Below are 16293 nucleotides of genomic sequence, written 5' to 3' on the forward strand. Positions count from 1 at the left end.
GAGGTAATTAAGGTGTCGAAGTTGAATTTTAGTGAAGATGATATGTGTTATCCGACAATTCTTACTAAAGGAAGTTTAAACTATAGAAATCACCAATTGTACTTTAAGTAAAATAATACACTATAAATTAATATATAATACGTCATGATTTGTCGCATTACTATATGAAATTTGCAAATAAGAAAAGAGTTTGAAATTAAGTAATTCTGTATTTAATAGTAAACCATGAAATTATTTATTTGTAAATTGGTTCTAAATTAATAATTAAAAAACTAATACATGAATATCATTTATCATAGCCTCTATAAAGTTGATATTGCTTTGCAAGAGGTAACGTTACAACAATTTACTCAAACCGATAATGTAAATAATTATATAATTGAATTGTTAGAAAATGTTTCGAATAATGAGGGAGATAGAGAATATGTTTTTGAGGAAAATTCTCTAACCATGAAAACATATATAAATAATTTTATTGCAGGGAATGACAGAGATCTAATCAGTGAATCAATTGCGAAAAGACTTTTGCAAGAAGAAAATACTGCTCAAACAAAAATCGATCATTTAAATATAAAAATTCAAAAAGGGATGTTAATTATTTCCTTTGTTCAAATGACTGAAAACGAATATAAAATTATTCTTTCAAAAGCAGATTATAATGAATTTATAGAGGAAGTTACAGGTGTCATCACAAATGGGTTGCCTACAAAAAAGAAGATTTTTAAATCTTTTATAGCTAATGTAAAAATAGATGATGATGAGACCGAAATGTATAAATTACTTACTTATGATTCAAATACAACGAAGGCGGCATATTGGTGGAAAGAATTTCTTGAGTTAGTTGAAATACGTGATGATGATAAGAATACTTTAACAGCATATAATTCAATAAAAAGAGATATTCTAGAACCAATTAAGAAGAATCATAAATCTGATTATTTACATTTGTGGAATGCAACAATAGCATATTTTAGAGGTGAAGGTGATTTTGATTTAAATCATTTTAGAGATAATATAATAGGTAATTATCAGCCTAACGATAGTGAGTTAGATATGGCAAAGGTTAAGGAGAAAATAAATAAACTTCCAACTAAATATAAATTTGATGCAACATTCGTAAAGAAGCCTAAAATAGTCAAAGACAAATTTAAAAACACGATATCTTTATCAAAAGAAATAGATTTGGTAATTAAACATGACGTTGCTAATCCGAAAAAAACTTTTGTTCCTTTTGAAAAAGATGGAAATCTATATTTAGGAATATTAAGTCCTGAAGGTTATCAATTTGCAGGAAAGATAGAAGGAAATGATTGATTTTTCATTAAATATTTTAAATTTATTTACAAGTGCTTCTGTTGCTCCGAGCTCTATAAAGGAGGATTTTTCAGAAGTCATACTTTCATTTGTTTTTATAGTAGATAAAACTCTTATTCCTGAGGACACCGATATTTTTGTTGAAAAAATAAATGATAGAGACAATTTCCATATTTCATTGCTAAAAGACGATGAAATATTAGAAAATTATGCTAGTAGAGAAGGTGTTTTAAGTGAGTATATTGAAAGTTTGAAAAATGGCGGGTTAGAGGTTGGAGATACAATAGAGCTGATAATTACTATTATTAAAAATAAAAAAAATAATTACCTCTCAGTGTATTTTATAAGTGAGTTTACAAAATATCTTGAAAATTTATCTTTCCTACTATTTTTAAAAATAATTGAAGATAATATAAAAACTAATAAGTTAATCCTCGAAATTCAAGACGATTCAAATGAAGTTTTTTTTGAAACCCAGACGATAAAAGTATTAAACAAAGGAAGAGATGAAAATAATGGAGATGAATTAGTTGAACTTAAGACCCGAACAGATAAGGTTTTTACTGCAATGAATTTATGTCATTGGGATATAGAGAAAAAAACTTTACTACCAGATGATTTGTATCCTATTGTGACTGAGAATATAAATGAAAATTTTATTAAGGTATTTCAAAAAGCTTGTGTGTTATATACATTGATGTTTATTTTTGACTATTCAAGTGTTAAAGAAGATAAATTTCTATATAAGCTTAATGGATATAAAACTTTTGGTGAAGAAATAAAAACGTCCTCAGTAGAAAATATAGATATTGATGTAGCTTCTGTAGATTTATATTTCAAAATATATGAATGGATTTATATAGGAGGAAATACGAATGACAAAATAAGTATTGCAAGAAATATTATTTCTCTCAATTACGAGCCTAAAAGTTTATTAATAGCCAAAACCTCTTTTGATTCTATTTTGTCAAACTATAAGATATATGAGAGACAAAATGTTAAACAATATATAGAAGTAAGAAACAAATTATCTGAAATATTAATTGGACTTCAAGAGAAAATAGATAAAATCGTAGATGGTTTTATAAGTGATTTTAAAAAAAATATAATTACTATTATATCATTCTTTATTTCTGTAATTGTTATTAGAGCTGTTTCAAAAGGAGATTTTGTCGGCGGATTTACTCTTGAAGTTGTCATATTATCATATTCATTTTTAGTAATTTCAATTGGGATATTATTTTATTCGAGATGGGAACTAACAAAAAGAGTTGCATTATTTGACAAGCATTATAGTCAGCTTAAAGAACGATATAAAGAATTACTAAGTGAAGAAGAAATAAATAAAATATTTGACGAATGTAACCCAAAGGACTTAAATACAAAGTCTTTTGTAAATGAGCAAAAGAGATTTTATACAATTCTTTGGTGGAGCTCAATTTTAGTGTTGGGCATTGCAATAAGTATTATATATATATCTAATAATCTGGCTACATATTTTTCGTTAATTCATAAATTAGAATTTATTATATGTTATATAAAGAATATATTAAAATAGAAAGTTTATCTCTTCATAAAGTAGGAAATAAATTGAGCCAAGATGATATTGAATTTTCTGAATCACTTTTGAAAATTGATGATAACCTTGAAAAATTATTATTAAATTATTTTCTATCGGCGTTTAAATATGAAGAATTCTATCATTTTTATCATGATGCAACTTTAGCATTAAATGAAGTTTTTACTTATGTAACAAATATTTTTAATAATTCCGAAAATTTATTAAAGGAATCTTGTAATATAGCTCAAAGTTTATACAATGAGAGTATACACCCTAAAATCAAATTGGGAGAATTTTATACAGTATATTTTAAAGATTGTATTCTTGAAGGAGAAACTATTGATGCTGTTGGTTTATTTAAGTCTGAAAATAAAGATACTTTTTTAGAAATTGGGAAGAAGGCGAATAATTTTGAAGTTTTAAGTAGAGAGGGAATTAATATAAATAAATTGGATAAAGGGTGTATTATATTTAATACTGAAAAAGATAAAGGTTATAAATTAGTAATTGTAGATAATACAAACAAGGGTAATGAAGCACAATATTGGAAAGATAATTTTTTAAAAATTCGTCCGTATTCAGATGAATATCATAATACTAAGGACTTTTTAAATATTACAAAAAACTTTATAACAAAACAGATTCAAAATGAATTCGATGTATCGAAAACTGATAAAATTGCTTTACTCAACAGAACCGTAGATTATTTTAAAAACAATGAAAGTTTCAAAAAAGATGAATTTGAGAAAGATGTGTTTGAGAATGAAAATATAATTGATTCTTTTAGAAATTTTGACGAGTTATATCGAAAAGAAAATCATTTAGAACAAATAAATGATTTTGCAATCTCTACACAAGCTGTGAAAAAGCAATCACGAATATTAAAAAGCGTTCTCAAATTGGATAAAAATTTTCATATATATATACATGGAAATCGAAATTTAATGGAGCATGGTATTGATGAAAACGGTAGAAAATATTACAAAATTTTTTATGAGGAAGAGAGTTAAGTAGTAAGAATTATAAAATATTGTAAAAAGATAAAATAAAGAGGTTTTAGATCGTTTTTACTATTAGCATAAGATGGATTTGATTAACATATGGATATATGACAAATAAAACAAAAGGGCTACTTTATCCAGCAATGCATAAATTTTATAGTGCATTAAGTAGTTTAGACAAATTTGAAAAAGGGACTGATTTTTTTGATAATATAGCTGCTTTAGATAATTTTTTATCTGAATACCGAAATATCACGTTTGTATTGCAAAAATCACTTGCGCATACAGAATATAATAAAACTTATGAAGAACTTAGAAATAAATATTTAGTAAATGATGTCTGCAAATGGTTTATAGAGAAAAGAAATGCAGTTTTAAAACAACAGCCTTTCGATTTAGAAAAAAGAATTAGTATAACAATTTATTCTGACAAAGAAGAATTGTCATTACCCCAATATGTTTATACAATTGAAAATGATGTTGAATATTCTACCATTATTGAATCTTTGCGGACAAGATTTTTAGATTTGGGTCATAAAGAAATCTACTTTTCTGCAGAGTTTTCTTTTTATGAGAAAGGGTCAACAGAAGATTTGTATGATAATTTTATTGCGGGTATCACTCATATGAAGGAATTTATGAATGAGATGCGGAGTATAATTGATGAAGATTGTGCGCTTTGTGAGAAATTACAAAGTAAGATTGATGATTTTTATTTTCACCGAATCCCCAGAAATATGCTTTTGATTGATGACTATATTTTTCACACAGAAGAAAATAAATTCAAAAAAGGTTCTAGAGTAGAGGTTATGGGGCAATTACCTGAGCTTAAAGTTCCTATAGTTGCTTTTGAAAAAATGTATGGAAATGCAAATTTTACGGAGAATTTTTTCGCTATGCACTTACAAGCGTTTAATATGCAAAAAGTGCTCATGCCTACATGTATGATAGTTTATAACGATGAAACCTTTAGTTTGCTGTCATTTGACAGCTCGATTAAGACTACAATTTTTAGAAAAATTAGTGAAATTGCTAAGAGAATTGAAAATGAGAATATAGATAAGTTTTTTTATGTCACACAAATGTTAAGATTTGATAATGTTTATGAAATTTTAAACTTTGATGAATTTACTAATAAAAATGAACCTAATGAGATCTTAGCATTTTTTATAATTGATAAAGATGATGAAGTTAGCTATTACTTTGATACAGAAAAATGTGATGATGCAATTTATGTGGCATCAGTTTTGAGTGAAGGTGGAATATCTACAACTGCGAATTTTTTGAATCCGTTAGTTCAAGCTTTTAAGTTAGTTAAAAACCGAAATATAAAATAATTTACCCATTATTGATATCTAAGCTCCCGTTAAAGGAAATTAAAACCCCAATCACGCTTAAACCCATCTACATACACAGCATTCCACACAACTCCAATATTTTTATAAATAGCTGATATAAAGTCAATATAACTCCATCTACTGCCACATAAACACATGGGGGACATTACAGGTGGGACCACTTTTTAAATCAAGCACTTACAGAAATGTAGGTGCTTTTTTTATGTTTATTCTCTATTCATAATATTAGGATCAAGCTCAAAAGTTGGGACTTATCCAAATCTATACTTTTTGTTGAACCAATAGGTTATTTTCTAATCGCAAAGAAAGATGATTCAAATATTTTATTTTTGAAAGCTAAGAAGTGTGACTTTAACTGAATTTAGAAACAATTATAAATTGATCAGCCAAAACCGACTTAATCATTTTTTTCAAATAGAGTTTAATTATAAAATAACGCCATTTTTTTAATATTCAAAAAATACCAGTTAAAAATAGTTAATGTTTATAGATTTAAACTAAAAATAAATTGATCTATAAAAATATTATTTGGTATGGTCTTTTTAAAATAAATTACTCATGATAATACCATGTTTTTTAATAAAAATAACAATTGTAATTATTTAAATATCAATGTTATACTTAATAAATATTTCATTTGAAAACATACAGATTTCTTCATTTGAAGATTACCTTTGAATTACAAAAATCAAATAAATTGTAAAGATGAAAAAAAAGTCAATTATTTCAAAAAGCTTGATTATTTTACCAATTGTAATCCTTAGTAGTTGTACAAATGAAACCTTAGAATCAGTACAGCAGCAGGATAATGCTGATGCTTTAATGGCTAAAAATGCTAGAGTAAGCAACAATGAATCTGCAAATGAGTTAATAAAAAAGGGTTGGAAAGTTGTTAAAGTTATTCAACTTGATCAAAAGTCGCACACTACCAAACATTCAAACGAATCAAAGGAAATTTCACTAACAGATGCGCATTTGAAAGATTTGGGTTATGACATAAAATCTAATGGAGATAAACATAATTTGAAAAAAGCCTTTTCATACAAAGGTGAAATAGCTGATGGAATCTGGTTTAATTCTAATCTTTCAGTAGACGCTAATAAAGATAATTATGCAGGAACTAAACCTGATGCTAAAATTAAACTTGGGAAGCCACAAATATCTAACAAACAAGATGGTGATATGCCTGATGAAGTTTTTGAAACCGAGGCTGTAAATCAAAGTAATTCAGAAACTGAGCTTACTGTTAAATATGGCTATAAACAAGGTTATAAAACATCTTGGCAAAGAAAAGTGTCAGGTACTTTGAAAGTAGGAGCTAAGGTAGGTATTGATTTTGCTATAGCAAAAGCCGAAATTTCAACTGAAGTTACCGTTGGAGGAGAAAAGGCACATGGTGAAGATACCAGCAACGAAAAAAGTATAGAATCTTCCTATAAAGTAAAAGTTCCGGCTCGTTCAAAAGTAAGAGTGAAAGTATTTACACATATGAAATATACTTCTGCTGAATATACTGTTCCTTATTCATTGTCGGGAACAGTAAGAACAAATTTTAAGAAAAAGGTTGACGGACATTATTTTTGGGCTAGTGATATTATGAATTATCCAAGTTTTAAACCAAATATTAAAAATGAATCGGGAGCAACAAAAGTAGTCAATTACATTGAAGTAAAAGTTTTAAATTCTCCTGCTGAAAAACTTTAATTAAAATATATTTAGATAATTAAGGCTCCATAATTTGGAGCCTTTTATATTTATCAATTGATAATTATTTTCGTATTCTATTATTTCAAAAAATATACAAAAAGAATTTATTTAGGATATTTTACCGCATCCGAAAGCTCTATAGGATTATTATTTTGCTTAATTTCCTCTTGTTTATATTTTGCCAGTTCATTCCAATTGACATTGGTAATAGGATTTCCTTTTTCATCTTGGAAATTTATCTTTACTTTCCCCATTTTAGCTTCTTTGTAAGGATCTAAATAATGGTTCAAATATATTTTATTCAATTGCTCCGGGGTAACTTTTACAAGATTATGATTCCTGAAATCAACTCCCTCATATGGATCGTAAAAGTTTTTTATCAGCTTATTTAACATGAAATCATAGTTGCCTTTATCATCATATATCCATATGATTAAGCCTGGTAATCCTTTGAAGACAAATGGTCCTTCAGAAATAGGGATGTCCTGGGTAAACCATGCTGTCCATTGTCTGTTTTTATATTGTAAGGTTGCCTGTTGACATTCATAATCGCCTATTTTCTTCTTTTCTGAGGTAATTTCCCACTTTAAAGCGGGTACTTCAGTGGTAACTTCATAAGCATCCACTAATATTCTGTAGTACTTTTTTAAAGTATTATTATTTTTTATTATGGCATTATTGAAGTTGATTGAAAAAGTTTTAGGAGTGACACCACTGCTTTTAATAGAATCGCTCTTATACAGGTTTTGAGCATAAAAACGCGAAGAAGTTGTCCCAAAAATATCTAAAAGCATAGTACTTTCTGTTGTCTGCGCTTTCGTAGAGTCAGATTTTGCCTTTACATTATATTCAACTCTAATGTTCTGGGCTATTAAAATATTAGAGCAAAGACAGATGAACAAACTACTAATTAAGGTTCTCAAGATCATAATATTGTATAGCTTTAATTTTTATTGGGTTTTTACTCCATTCCTCCCAAGTGCCTTCATAAGGATTGTAGCCACATTTTAAAGGTTTGGAATAAACATTTTCGGGATCTTCCCTGTATACTCTGCAATCTGTACAAAAATATCTGTATTCACAATCTTTGCATATATCTATCTGGTCTTTTGTGATAAACCTTTCTTTTTGATTATCGATTTTTGGCAACAAATCTGTTACTGAAGTTATTTTGATATTGTCAATGACCTTTTGAGAAGAAGGACAACTTTTTAAACTTCCATCAGCAGAAATAAATAATTTCCCATACAAACAATTGTTTACAGATTTACTTTTCGAAATATTCTGTAAGTCATTTAAAAAATAATCTTCACTGATGATACCACAGTGTTTAGGGTTGGTTAAGTTTTTTTCATAATAGATAATTGTAAACATTTGATCATTGTCTACAATAGATTTATTTTCAGGAGCATTGTAAAAGTATACCGTCATTATTCGAGGATTTTCTTTTAACATTTCTATTACTTCTTCGCTATGAGCCAACTCATTATAAGGTAATAGCACTTCAGCTGTTCTTATCGAAGAAAACTCAAGAAGTGATAAAATTTCTTTAAGTTTAGAAAAAGAAAACTCTAAAAGTCTGATCTGAATAAAACTGGAAGAAAGTTCTTCTATTTTGCCGTAAACTTCATTGATATTAAAATTATCTGTCGTCTTATGTTCTATAATTACTTCATTAATCTTCGTTGCTGATCGCCATTTAAATTCTTTACGAAATGCTTTGGGTGAAACGCATTCTGTAATTGCTCCAAATCCTTCATCTACAAAAAATGCTGTTAACTCTGAAAGATCTTCTTCAATAGGAAAGTAATATTCATCAATGAAAAACTCATAGTAATCTGTAATATTAACTATTTTATTAAAGTGGAAATCGGAAAGGATAATGTTTTTCGCTCCTTTTACAATAAAGCAGTCTTGATATAATTCAAAGTATTTTTTCATTTTTCAAATCGTTTTAAGTCTATAAAAGGTGTACAAACCTTGTCATAAACTTTCACTTTATAGCCTATTGAGTTGTATTTGTGGGAAATTACTTTCTGAGGTTCCTTTTCTTCATTGAAGCTTTTCAGTTTTTTTGAAAAATCATCATCTAAAATGAAATGGATTAAGGTAAGATATTTTCTTTGTTGCATTCTTTTAACATGTTTTTTAAGGCAAGAGCAATTTCAATTTCTAAGTAAGTATTATTGAATACTGAGTGAAAGGTAAACTGTCCTACAGGATTTACTTCTAAAAAGCAGTATTCATTCTCATCGGTGACGACTAAATCTATAGATGCACAATTTAAATTCATTGAATCGAGTAGGGTCTTCAATTTATTTTCAATCTCATCTGGAATTTTACAAATTTCAAATCGACATTCTTCATTGGCTACTAAAAGACGATTATCTACAACTGAATGATCGTAGGTGATTATTTTTGTTGAGAAAAATTTACCCAGCAAATAAAATACTCTGACTTCATAATTTCTTTTTACTTTCTGTTGTACAAGAGCAGGCTTAAAATAATCAGGAATATTATCAACCTTATGATTCACACTCGTGGTTTGCATTGTAAAAATACTATCATTGAACTTGAAATTCATACCGCTGACGATTGGCTTAGTAATAAGATTATGACCGGAAGTGATCAAATCTTCAATCGTTTTTTTATTATTGGGTATGTACGTATCCGGAATTAAAAGACCACAATTTTTAGCCATCTGCATTTGTATCAGTTTATTCTCGGTAACGTAAAAAGGATTGGTGAGCCAGGTAACATTTCTTCTGTTCAGTTCAAACAGCAAATACTCTCTGAGAGCTTTAGATTCTATCAAATTATATTCTATCAAAGAGAAATATAACTTGTTCCTGATATCCATTTTTTGATTTTCACGCAATGCATACGGATATCTTCTGAACCAGACTACCTTAAAGACGTCAATAGGATAACCTCCAATAAAGATAGTTCCTTTATTAAAATCAATATCAAGAACATCATAAATATTATCATTTAATATATAAAAAGGTACTTTATATGCTGTTAACCAATTGGCTACTTGTTCAGTTGGAAGATCTCCGGATTTGGATATAATTAAAATCATTATGTTATTAGTTCATACATTTAAAATTCTCTAAATAGAATTTTAAGTTGTCCTTATGGGTTTGCTTTGATATTTTAAATGATACTACAGAATTACCACATTGTATGCTTTTGGTTATGAATTTTTTTGTTTCCTGTAATGAAGGAGTTTCTTTATTTTTATCAATGAATAAAGCACAGTCATACGTTTTGGTGGTAGAATTTTGTAAATAGAACAATTTTTCCCCTTTGTATTTATTGATTGGTTTCTGAAGTCTTGGTTTTATAGAATCAAACCCTTGTTCGTTTTGTGCCCTCAGATGCCCTCCTAATATTAACATTGTTATTTGTGCTGAATCATTTTTTACTCGAATGTAATTTCCTTCTCTTTCAAAGGTATTGTATTTTGATAACGGACTATATTTATTGGCACCACAGCTGTATAACAACAATATAAATATTCCGACGATATATTTTTGCATATTATTTTGGATTCAAATAGTACAATACATGTACGGGGTTTAAATATAATTGCCTCAGATAAATCTGAGGCAGTTATTAGAAGTTTTTTCTTAGAATTCTAGTAAGGACCATCGTTAGTGTCATCTATTTCTAGACCATCTCCCGGTTCTAATGCTTTAGGCTTGTGGGGCTTAATAACAATTTCAGGGATTGATTTTGTTGGGGCACCTTCACCTCCTAAAACTTTTTTTCCGAAGATTTTAGTAAATCCTCCTAATCCTTTTGCCTCAAGTTTCTGAATTGATTTTTCTTTTTTCATGATAATTTTGTTAAAAAATAGTTGTCTAGAGTTGTAAATATATAAATATATTTCTAAGCTTTGAGATAAATTTTATTATGTTAAGTTTTTGTTATAGGGATTGAATAAAAGTATAATATTCTTTATCTGGGGAATAAATACATTGTGAATTATAAAAATTTAAGCGAATTATTATAATTTTAAACTTATCAAAAATGTTGTAAAGTGTTATGTTAAACATATGTTTAAAAAAAGCATAAAGAATAATTAAAACTTAGTTAACAGCCTTCTTCGTCAGATCCCGTTGCTTTGCAAAAAAAGTAATAATGGCAGATAACAATCCACTTAACAGAAGACGATTTCTTAAAAACTCACTACTGGCAGTAGGAGGGATATTCATAGCTCCTTTGATCGAAAGTTGCAGCGATGACTTCACAGACAGTGGAAGTGCTCCCGGTGATCTGAAAAATGCCGGTTTTGAAACAGGAGTTGCAAGTTTTGATCCTACCGCAACAGGAGTGATTATCTGGACAAGATATTCCAGTGGAACAGATGCAGAAATAACATGGGAAATCAGCAAGAACAGCAGCTTTACTGAAGTAATTAGAAAAGGTCAGGCAAATGCAACGGCTGTGAATGACTTTACAGTTGCAGTGGATGTACAGAATATTCCTTCCCATACAAAATATTACTACAGATTTTATAATATTAAAACCAAAGAATCTAGTGTAATAGGAGAGACGATTACGTTACCTTCCAAAGCAGATACTGTAAACGAAGTGAAAATGGCAGTTGTTTCATGTTCTAACTTTCCGGCAGGGCTTTTCAATGTATATGGTGCAATTGCTAAATCTGAAGCAGATGTTGTGGTACACCTTGGAGATTATATCTATGAATATGCTCCCGGGCAATATGGAACAAACCCTTATACCAATCAACTAGGAAGAGCCCATAAACCAGCAAAGGAAATCCTTAACCTAAACGATTACAGAGAAAGATACAGACAATACAGAGGCGATAAAAATCTTCAATTAGCACATCAGAAAAAACCTTTCATTTGTGTTTGGGATGACCACGAATTTGCAAATGATACCTATAAATCCGGAGCAGAGAACCATCAGCCTGAAGAAGGTGACTTCCAGGCAAGGAAAATGGCAGCTTTCCAGGCTTACAGTGAATATATTCCTCTTAAAACAGGAAAAGATCTGAAGATCTACAGAAGCTTCAACTTCGGAAATATACTTTCCCTTTATATGATGGATACGAGAGTGATTGCAAGAGATAAACAATTGGAATACTCAGATTATCTGGATACTACAGGTAACTTTAATCAACCTCAGTTTCAGGCAGATTTTTTAAGTACAGGTCGCAAGCTGATCGGAAGTGAGCAGATGACATGGCTGGGATCACAAATCAGTGCTGATACTGCAAAATGGAAAGTATTAGGACAGCAGATCTTAATGACTAAAATGATGGTTCCGGCAGAATTATTAATGTTACTCAATCAGATTTTAGCAGAGATAAAAAAACACGGAAGTGCATAGCCGGCTACGATGCTGGCTCTTCAGAATACCATTACTCAGCTGGTTACCATTAAAAAAAGATATCAGTTACAGGATCCAACGTTGACAGCACAGGAAATCGCAAGAATCAAAACCACTTTACCATATAATCTTGATGCCTGGGACGGATATTTTATGGAAAGAGAAGCATTGTATTCCATCCTTGCCGGAAAAAAAGTAATTGTGCTTGCCGGTGACACACACAACGCATGGCTAGGAAAGTTAACCGATGCCAATGGAAAAGCTGTCGGGACAGAATTGGCATGCAGCTCCGTTTCTTCACCAGGGCTTGAAGGATATCTGGGGATTACTTCAGATCCTACTCAAGCAATAGCATTAGCTGATGCATTTTCATCTTTGATTGATGATTTGGAATATGCCAATCTATACAAAAGAGGTTATCTTCATGTGAAATATACGGCTGGAGATGCTGTAGCAGAATGGAGGTTTGTAGATAATGTAGTTTCCGATACTTATAACGTTACCACAGAAAAAATATATACCATCTCATAGTTTTTATAACATATCTTATTTCAGTTTTGTAGTAAAGAGTCACAGAATATTGCTGAGGCTCTTTTTTTATTATCATTTTTTTTGTATTTTAAACAGATGCAAGAGGAGATAAGAAAAGATTTTTTACCGTTGGCTTCCAAACCTGGCTGGGTAATGACCTGGTTAATCAGAATTTTTGGAGGAGCAATATTGTTGATCGTATTTGTCGCGCTGGCTGTATTACCTTTCTTGGTTTCAGGAAGTGTGACGATACTTATTATCGTAGCTCTCCTGTATTATCCGGTTTGGGCAATAGCAATGTATAAATTTTTCCGACATGTGAAAAAAAATATGAGGGTAGCCATAAGAAAAATTAGGGTTGATGATCAGGGCATTCATTTTTATAAAAAAGACGGAAGTATAAAAGAAATTCTTTACAGTCAGTTGGGAGCTTCCTACCTTTCAGATGAATATCAGGTTTATCTGACAACCGAGGTTAAAACATGGGTTTTGGCTGTAAGAATTGATCATAACGAGATTAAAGTGATATTTGACGGAACAGATATTGGCTGTACTCATTATATTAAAAACGGCAGAGCGTTACGGGCAAGATTTATAGAAGGAATCGTTCGCTTTAGACCAGATTTGAAAATAGACCCGTTTGTATTTAAAGAGTTCAGTATTCATCCTGAAAAATTTACATTTGACGGAAAAAGATACATGAAACATGTTGCTAAAGGTGCTGTAGCAATAGCTATTATGCTACTGTTTAGTCTGTTAATTATGTTTATCATTACAATATTATAACATAGATCAGTAAAATGTATCCGTTTTACCTTGGTTTGTATCATAAGGTAACCGCTCATAATGTTTAATTTTACTCCATTATTGGAATCCGCACAATGAGTATAAAAATATTAAACATACCGGAATTTTGTAATTATCTGAATGTGGATAACTTAAAAAGTGATGATCTTCACATTGTAGATTTTGAAACACAAAATGATATCAGACTAAAATCTGAACCTGTTACCATTGATTTTTATCTTCTCGCAATCAAGCCTCCGATGGAAATTAACTTTACTGCTCATCAACTGCTGGCAGATCAATCCGATTCATCCTATCTGTATGCAGACTGTCCCCAAAATACTTTAGAGTGGGAAATTGCACCTCCATTTTCCGGTCTTTGTATCATGATCAATGCAAAATACCTGGAAAAATATGCTAAAGATTACAGCTTTGTGCATTATAACAATCATGAAGCTCTTTTTCTGACAAAAGAAGAAGAAAATATTCTCTGGGATCTCTTCAGAAAAACAAATCATGAATTTCAGAAAGAATATTATTCAAGAACAGTCATTATTTCATATGTTAATCTGATTCTTACCTATGTCAAAGACTTTTATGACCGTCAGTTTGATACCCGAAGTAAAATTTATCACAAAGTCATCGATGCGTTTTACAAAAATCTGGACAACTACTTCAAAGAAAGCGATCATATTGCAGGATTGCCCTCGGTAGCTTATTTTGCACAGAAAAGTCATCTTTCACCTAATTATTTCGGAGACCTCATTAAACATTTTACAGGGAAATCTCCATTAGATCATATTCACGATTATGTAGTGAAAGAAGCAAAAGATAAGCTTAAAAATACAACACTTTCCGTGAGTGAAATTTCCTACAGTCTTGGTTTCGATTATCCAAATTATTTCGCAAGATTCTTCCGTAAGAAAACAGGATTATCGCCCAAAGTTTTCAGAAATCAGTAAAACAAATATGTGCGGCTTTAATCAAAAGCTAATAAAATTTTTTATTGATTATCACTATTGATATTCACCTGTTGCCATCATATTTCTCAAAAAATATTTAAATTGGTTTAAAATTAATTGAAAATAGATGGTGGAAAATTTCGTTTATTATCTAGGATTAGTCCTCGTAATTATTGGTGCTGTTATGCTTGCCAATCGTTTAAAAGTAGCATATCCCATAATTTTGGTGATTGCCGGGCTGGTGATCAGTTTTATTCCCGGATTACCCAAAATAAAGATTGATCCTGAACTTATTTTTATCATTTTTTTACCTCCTTTACTCTACGAAGCCTCATTTGCCGTTTCATGGAAAGAAATATGGAAGTTGAGGCGAATCATTACCAGTTTTGCATTCATAGTCGTATTTCTTACAGCAATAACAGTAGCTTTTGTAGCAAATTCATATATTCCCGGGTTTTCATTAGCATTAGGTTTTGTACTGGGCGGAATTGTATCTCCGCCTGATGCCGTGAGTGCAGGAGCTATTTTAAAATTTGTAAAAGTTCCCAAAAATGTATCTACCGTTTTGGAAGGAGAAAGTCTATTCAATGATGCCTCTTCTCTTATCATTTTCAGGTTTGCAATGGTAGCAGTGGCGACAGGGCAATTTATCTGGCAGGACGCGGCTTTAAGCTTTGGATGGATGGTATTCGGAGGATTAGGAATAGGTGTGGTTTTAGCTTTTATTTTCTTGAAAATTGAAAAAATATTTCCTACTGACGTCAATATGGATGCTATTCTTAGTCTTGTAGCGCCTTACGTGATGTATATTGTAGCAGAAGAAGTTCATTCATCAGGGGTTCTGGCAGTGGTGAGTGGTGGACTTTTCCTATCCATTAGAAGACATGAAATTTTCAGAACTTCAGAATCAAGATTGAAAGGGTCCAACGTATGGGAAAGTTTCGTATTTCTGATCAACGGAATTGTATTTCTGTTGATAGGATTAGACCTTCCGGAAATTATGTTAGGATTAGATAAAGAAGGAATAAGCCTTGCACAAGCCGTTACCTATGGCTTAGTAATTACAGCTGTACTTATTATTGTTCGTTTTTTATCTTCCTTTGGAGCCGTTTTTGTTACCTTGATCATGAGAAACTTTATTAAAGTAGCAGACAGAGACCCGGGAATGAAAGCCCCGATATTGATGAGTTGGACAGGAATGCGCGGGGTAGTTTCATTGGCTGCAGCGTTATCTATTCCGGTGGTGATGGATAACGGACAGCCTTTCCCTCATCGAGACCTTATTCTTTTCATTACCTTTATTGTGATTTTAGCTACATTGATTGTTCAGGGATTAACATTACCAACTTTGATAAAGAAACTAAAATTATCAGATGCTAGTGGCGGATATCTGTCGGAAGAAGAATCAGAGCATTTTTTAAGAAAAGGAATGCGCCGTGTCGCTTTGAAATACCTTAATGAAAACTATAAAGAAAGAAGAAGCGAAAACGAATATTTCAATAAACTGATGGACCGCTGGGAGCAGGAAGATAAAGAAGACTCCGTTCACAAACTCTCTGATGAAGCTAAAGAAATTTACTTTTCAACATTAGAAGTACAAAGAATCTGGCTTAGAGAAGAAAACAGACGCAATCCCAATATTGACGAAGAATATATAAGACATTATTTAACGAGACTCGATTTTGAAGAAGAAAGACTCAGAATGTAAA

The 16293-nt window shown here is 30.6% G+C and carries 14 protein-coding genes and 1 pseudogene; 9 read left to right on the forward strand and 6 right to left on the reverse strand.

From position 1 onward, the window contains the following. Nucleotides 1-279 precede the first annotated feature (279 nt). The 5 genes from AC5YGG_RS16580 to AC5YGG_RS16600 all read left to right on the forward strand — a co-directional run bounded on the left by AC5YGG_RS16580 (nt 280) and on the right by AC5YGG_RS16600 (nt 6938). Nucleotides 280-1314, forward strand: a complete 1035-nt coding sequence (locus AC5YGG_RS16580; RefSeq protein WP_496145562.1) for a nucleoid-associated protein — start codon at nt 280-282, stop codon at nt 1312-1314. Then, nucleotides 1307-2872, forward strand: coding sequence for a hypothetical protein (locus AC5YGG_RS16585; RefSeq protein WP_496145563.1), 1566 nt, complete (start codon nt 1307-1309; stop codon nt 2870-2872). The genes AC5YGG_RS16580 and AC5YGG_RS16585 overlap by 8 nt, the downstream gene beginning before the upstream one ends. Next, nucleotides 2845-3885 carry a nucleoid-associated protein gene (locus tag AC5YGG_RS16590; protein ID WP_496145564.1) on the forward strand — a complete coding sequence of 347 codons (1041 nt, stop codon included), beginning with the start codon at nt 2845-2847 and terminating at the stop codon, nt 3883-3885. Before AC5YGG_RS16585 ends, AC5YGG_RS16590 begins: the two co-directional genes overlap by 28 nt. 98 nt (nt 3886-3983) lie before the next feature. Next, complete coding sequence (locus AC5YGG_RS16595; protein WP_496145565.1) at nt 3984-5213, forward strand: hypothetical protein; 1230 nt, start codon at nt 3984-3986, stop codon at nt 5211-5213. Between the two features lie 726 nt (nt 5214-5939). Next, on the forward strand, nt 5940-6938 hold the full coding sequence (locus AC5YGG_RS16600; RefSeq protein ID WP_496145566.1) for an aerolysin family beta-barrel pore-forming toxin: 999 nt from the start codon (nt 5940-5942) through the stop codon (nt 6936-6938). A gap of 107 nt (nt 6939-7045) precedes the next feature. Here AC5YGG_RS16600 and AC5YGG_RS16605 read toward each other — a convergent pair whose 3' ends face one another. The 6 genes from AC5YGG_RS16605 to AC5YGG_RS16630 form a co-directional block, all read right to left on the reverse strand. Beyond that, nucleotides 7046-7864 carry a GLPGLI family protein gene (locus tag AC5YGG_RS16605; protein ID WP_496145568.1) on the reverse strand — a complete coding sequence of 273 codons (819 nt, stop codon included), beginning with the start codon at nt 7862-7864 and terminating at the stop codon, nt 7046-7048. Further along, the gene (gene gwsS / locus AC5YGG_RS16610) at nt 7848-8882 is read right to left on the reverse strand and encodes a grasp-with-spasm system SPASM domain peptide maturase (protein WP_496145569.1); all 1035 of its coding nucleotides are present in this window, start codon (nt 8880-8882) and stop codon (nt 7848-7850) included. Before gwsS ends, AC5YGG_RS16605 begins: the two co-directional genes overlap by 17 nt. After that, on the reverse strand, nt 8879-9073 hold the full coding sequence (locus tag AC5YGG_RS16615; RefSeq protein WP_496145570.1) for a hypothetical protein: 195 nt from the start codon (nt 9071-9073) through the stop codon (nt 8879-8881). The genes gwsS and AC5YGG_RS16615 overlap by 4 nt, the downstream gene beginning before the upstream one ends. Further along, nucleotides 9046-10023, reverse strand: a complete 978-nt coding sequence (locus AC5YGG_RS16620; RefSeq protein WP_496145571.1) for an ATP-grasp domain-containing protein — start codon at nt 10021-10023, stop codon at nt 9046-9048. The genes AC5YGG_RS16615 and AC5YGG_RS16620 overlap by 28 nt, the downstream gene beginning before the upstream one ends. 7 nt (nt 10024-10030) lie before the next feature. Beyond that, the gene (locus AC5YGG_RS16625; protein ID WP_496145572.1) at nt 10031-10483 is read right to left on the reverse strand and encodes a hypothetical protein; all 453 of its coding nucleotides are present in this window, start codon (nt 10481-10483) and stop codon (nt 10031-10033) included. A 98-nt stretch (nt 10484-10581) separates the two neighbouring features. After that, the gene (locus AC5YGG_RS16630; RefSeq protein WP_496145573.1) at nt 10582-10782 is read right to left on the reverse strand and encodes a hypothetical protein; all 201 of its coding nucleotides are present in this window, start codon (nt 10780-10782) and stop codon (nt 10582-10584) included. A gap of 305 nt (nt 10783-11087) precedes the next feature. Here AC5YGG_RS16630 and AC5YGG_RS16635 point away from each other — a divergent pair. The 4 genes and pseudogenes from AC5YGG_RS16635 to AC5YGG_RS16650 all read left to right on the forward strand — a co-directional run bounded on the left by AC5YGG_RS16635 (nt 11088) and on the right by AC5YGG_RS16650 (nt 16292). Beyond that, nucleotides 11088-12836 (forward strand): annotated as a pseudogene (locus tag AC5YGG_RS16635) (alkaline phosphatase D family protein). 96 nt (nt 12837-12932) lie between these two features. Next, nucleotides 12933-13622, forward strand: coding sequence for a hypothetical protein (locus AC5YGG_RS16640; RefSeq protein WP_496145574.1), 690 nt, complete (start codon nt 12933-12935; stop codon nt 13620-13622). Nucleotides 13623-13717: 95 nt separating this feature from the next. Next, nucleotides 13718-14584, forward strand: coding sequence for a helix-turn-helix domain-containing protein (locus AC5YGG_RS16645; RefSeq protein ID WP_496145575.1), 867 nt, complete (start codon nt 13718-13720; stop codon nt 14582-14584). A gap of 127 nt (nt 14585-14711) precedes the next feature. Continuing rightward, the gene (locus tag AC5YGG_RS16650; protein WP_496145576.1) at nt 14712-16292 is read left to right on the forward strand and encodes a Na+/H+ antiporter; all 1581 of its coding nucleotides are present in this window, start codon (nt 14712-14714) and stop codon (nt 16290-16292) included. Nucleotide 16293: the final 1 nt, after the last annotated feature.

This window comes from Chryseobacterium sp. CS2K3, from assembly GCF_059515185.1.

Bases quoted from the DNA above. Each gene is read 5' to 3' on its own strand.
- AC5YGG_RS16585 (WP_496145563.1), top strand. From the start codon at position 1,307: ATGATTGATTTTTCATTAAATATTTTAAATTTATTTACAAGTGCTTCT.
- AC5YGG_RS16620 (WP_496145571.1), bottom strand. From the start codon at position 10,023: ATGATTTTAATTATATCCAAATCCGGAGATCTTCCAACTGAACAAGTA.
- AC5YGG_RS16640 (WP_496145574.1), top strand. From the start codon at position 12,933: ATGCAAGAGGAGATAAGAAAAGATTTTTTACCGTTGGCTTCCAAACCT.
- AC5YGG_RS16615 (WP_496145570.1), bottom strand. From the start codon at position 9,073: ATGCAACAAAGAAAATATCTTACCTTAATCCATTTCATTTTAGATGAT.
- AC5YGG_RS16650 (WP_496145576.1), top strand. From the start codon at position 14,712: ATGGTGGAAAATTTCGTTTATTATCTAGGATTAGTCCTCGTAATTATT.
- gwsS (WP_496145569.1), bottom strand. From the start codon at position 8,882: ATGAAAAAATACTTTGAATTATATCAAGACTGCTTTATTGTAAAAGGA.
- AC5YGG_RS16600 (WP_496145566.1), top strand. From the start codon at position 5,940: ATGAAAAAAAAGTCAATTATTTCAAAAAGCTTGATTATTTTACCAATT.
- AC5YGG_RS16590 (WP_496145564.1), top strand. From the start codon at position 2,845: ATGTTATATAAAGAATATATTAAAATAGAAAGTTTATCTCTTCATAAA.
- AC5YGG_RS16580 (WP_496145562.1), top strand. From the start codon at position 280: ATGAATATCATTTATCATAGCCTCTATAAAGTTGATATTGCTTTGCAA.
- AC5YGG_RS16645 (WP_496145575.1), top strand. From the start codon at position 13,718: ATGAGTATAAAAATATTAAACATACCGGAATTTTGTAATTATCTGAAT.
- AC5YGG_RS16595 (WP_496145565.1), top strand. From the start codon at position 3,984: ATGACAAATAAAACAAAAGGGCTACTTTATCCAGCAATGCATAAATTT.
- AC5YGG_RS16630 (WP_496145573.1), bottom strand. From the start codon at position 10,782: ATGAAAAAAGAAAAATCAATTCAGAAACTTGAGGCAAAAGGATTAGGA.
- AC5YGG_RS16625 (WP_496145572.1), bottom strand. From the start codon at position 10,483: ATGCAAAAATATATCGTCGGAATATTTATATTGTTGTTATACAGCTGT.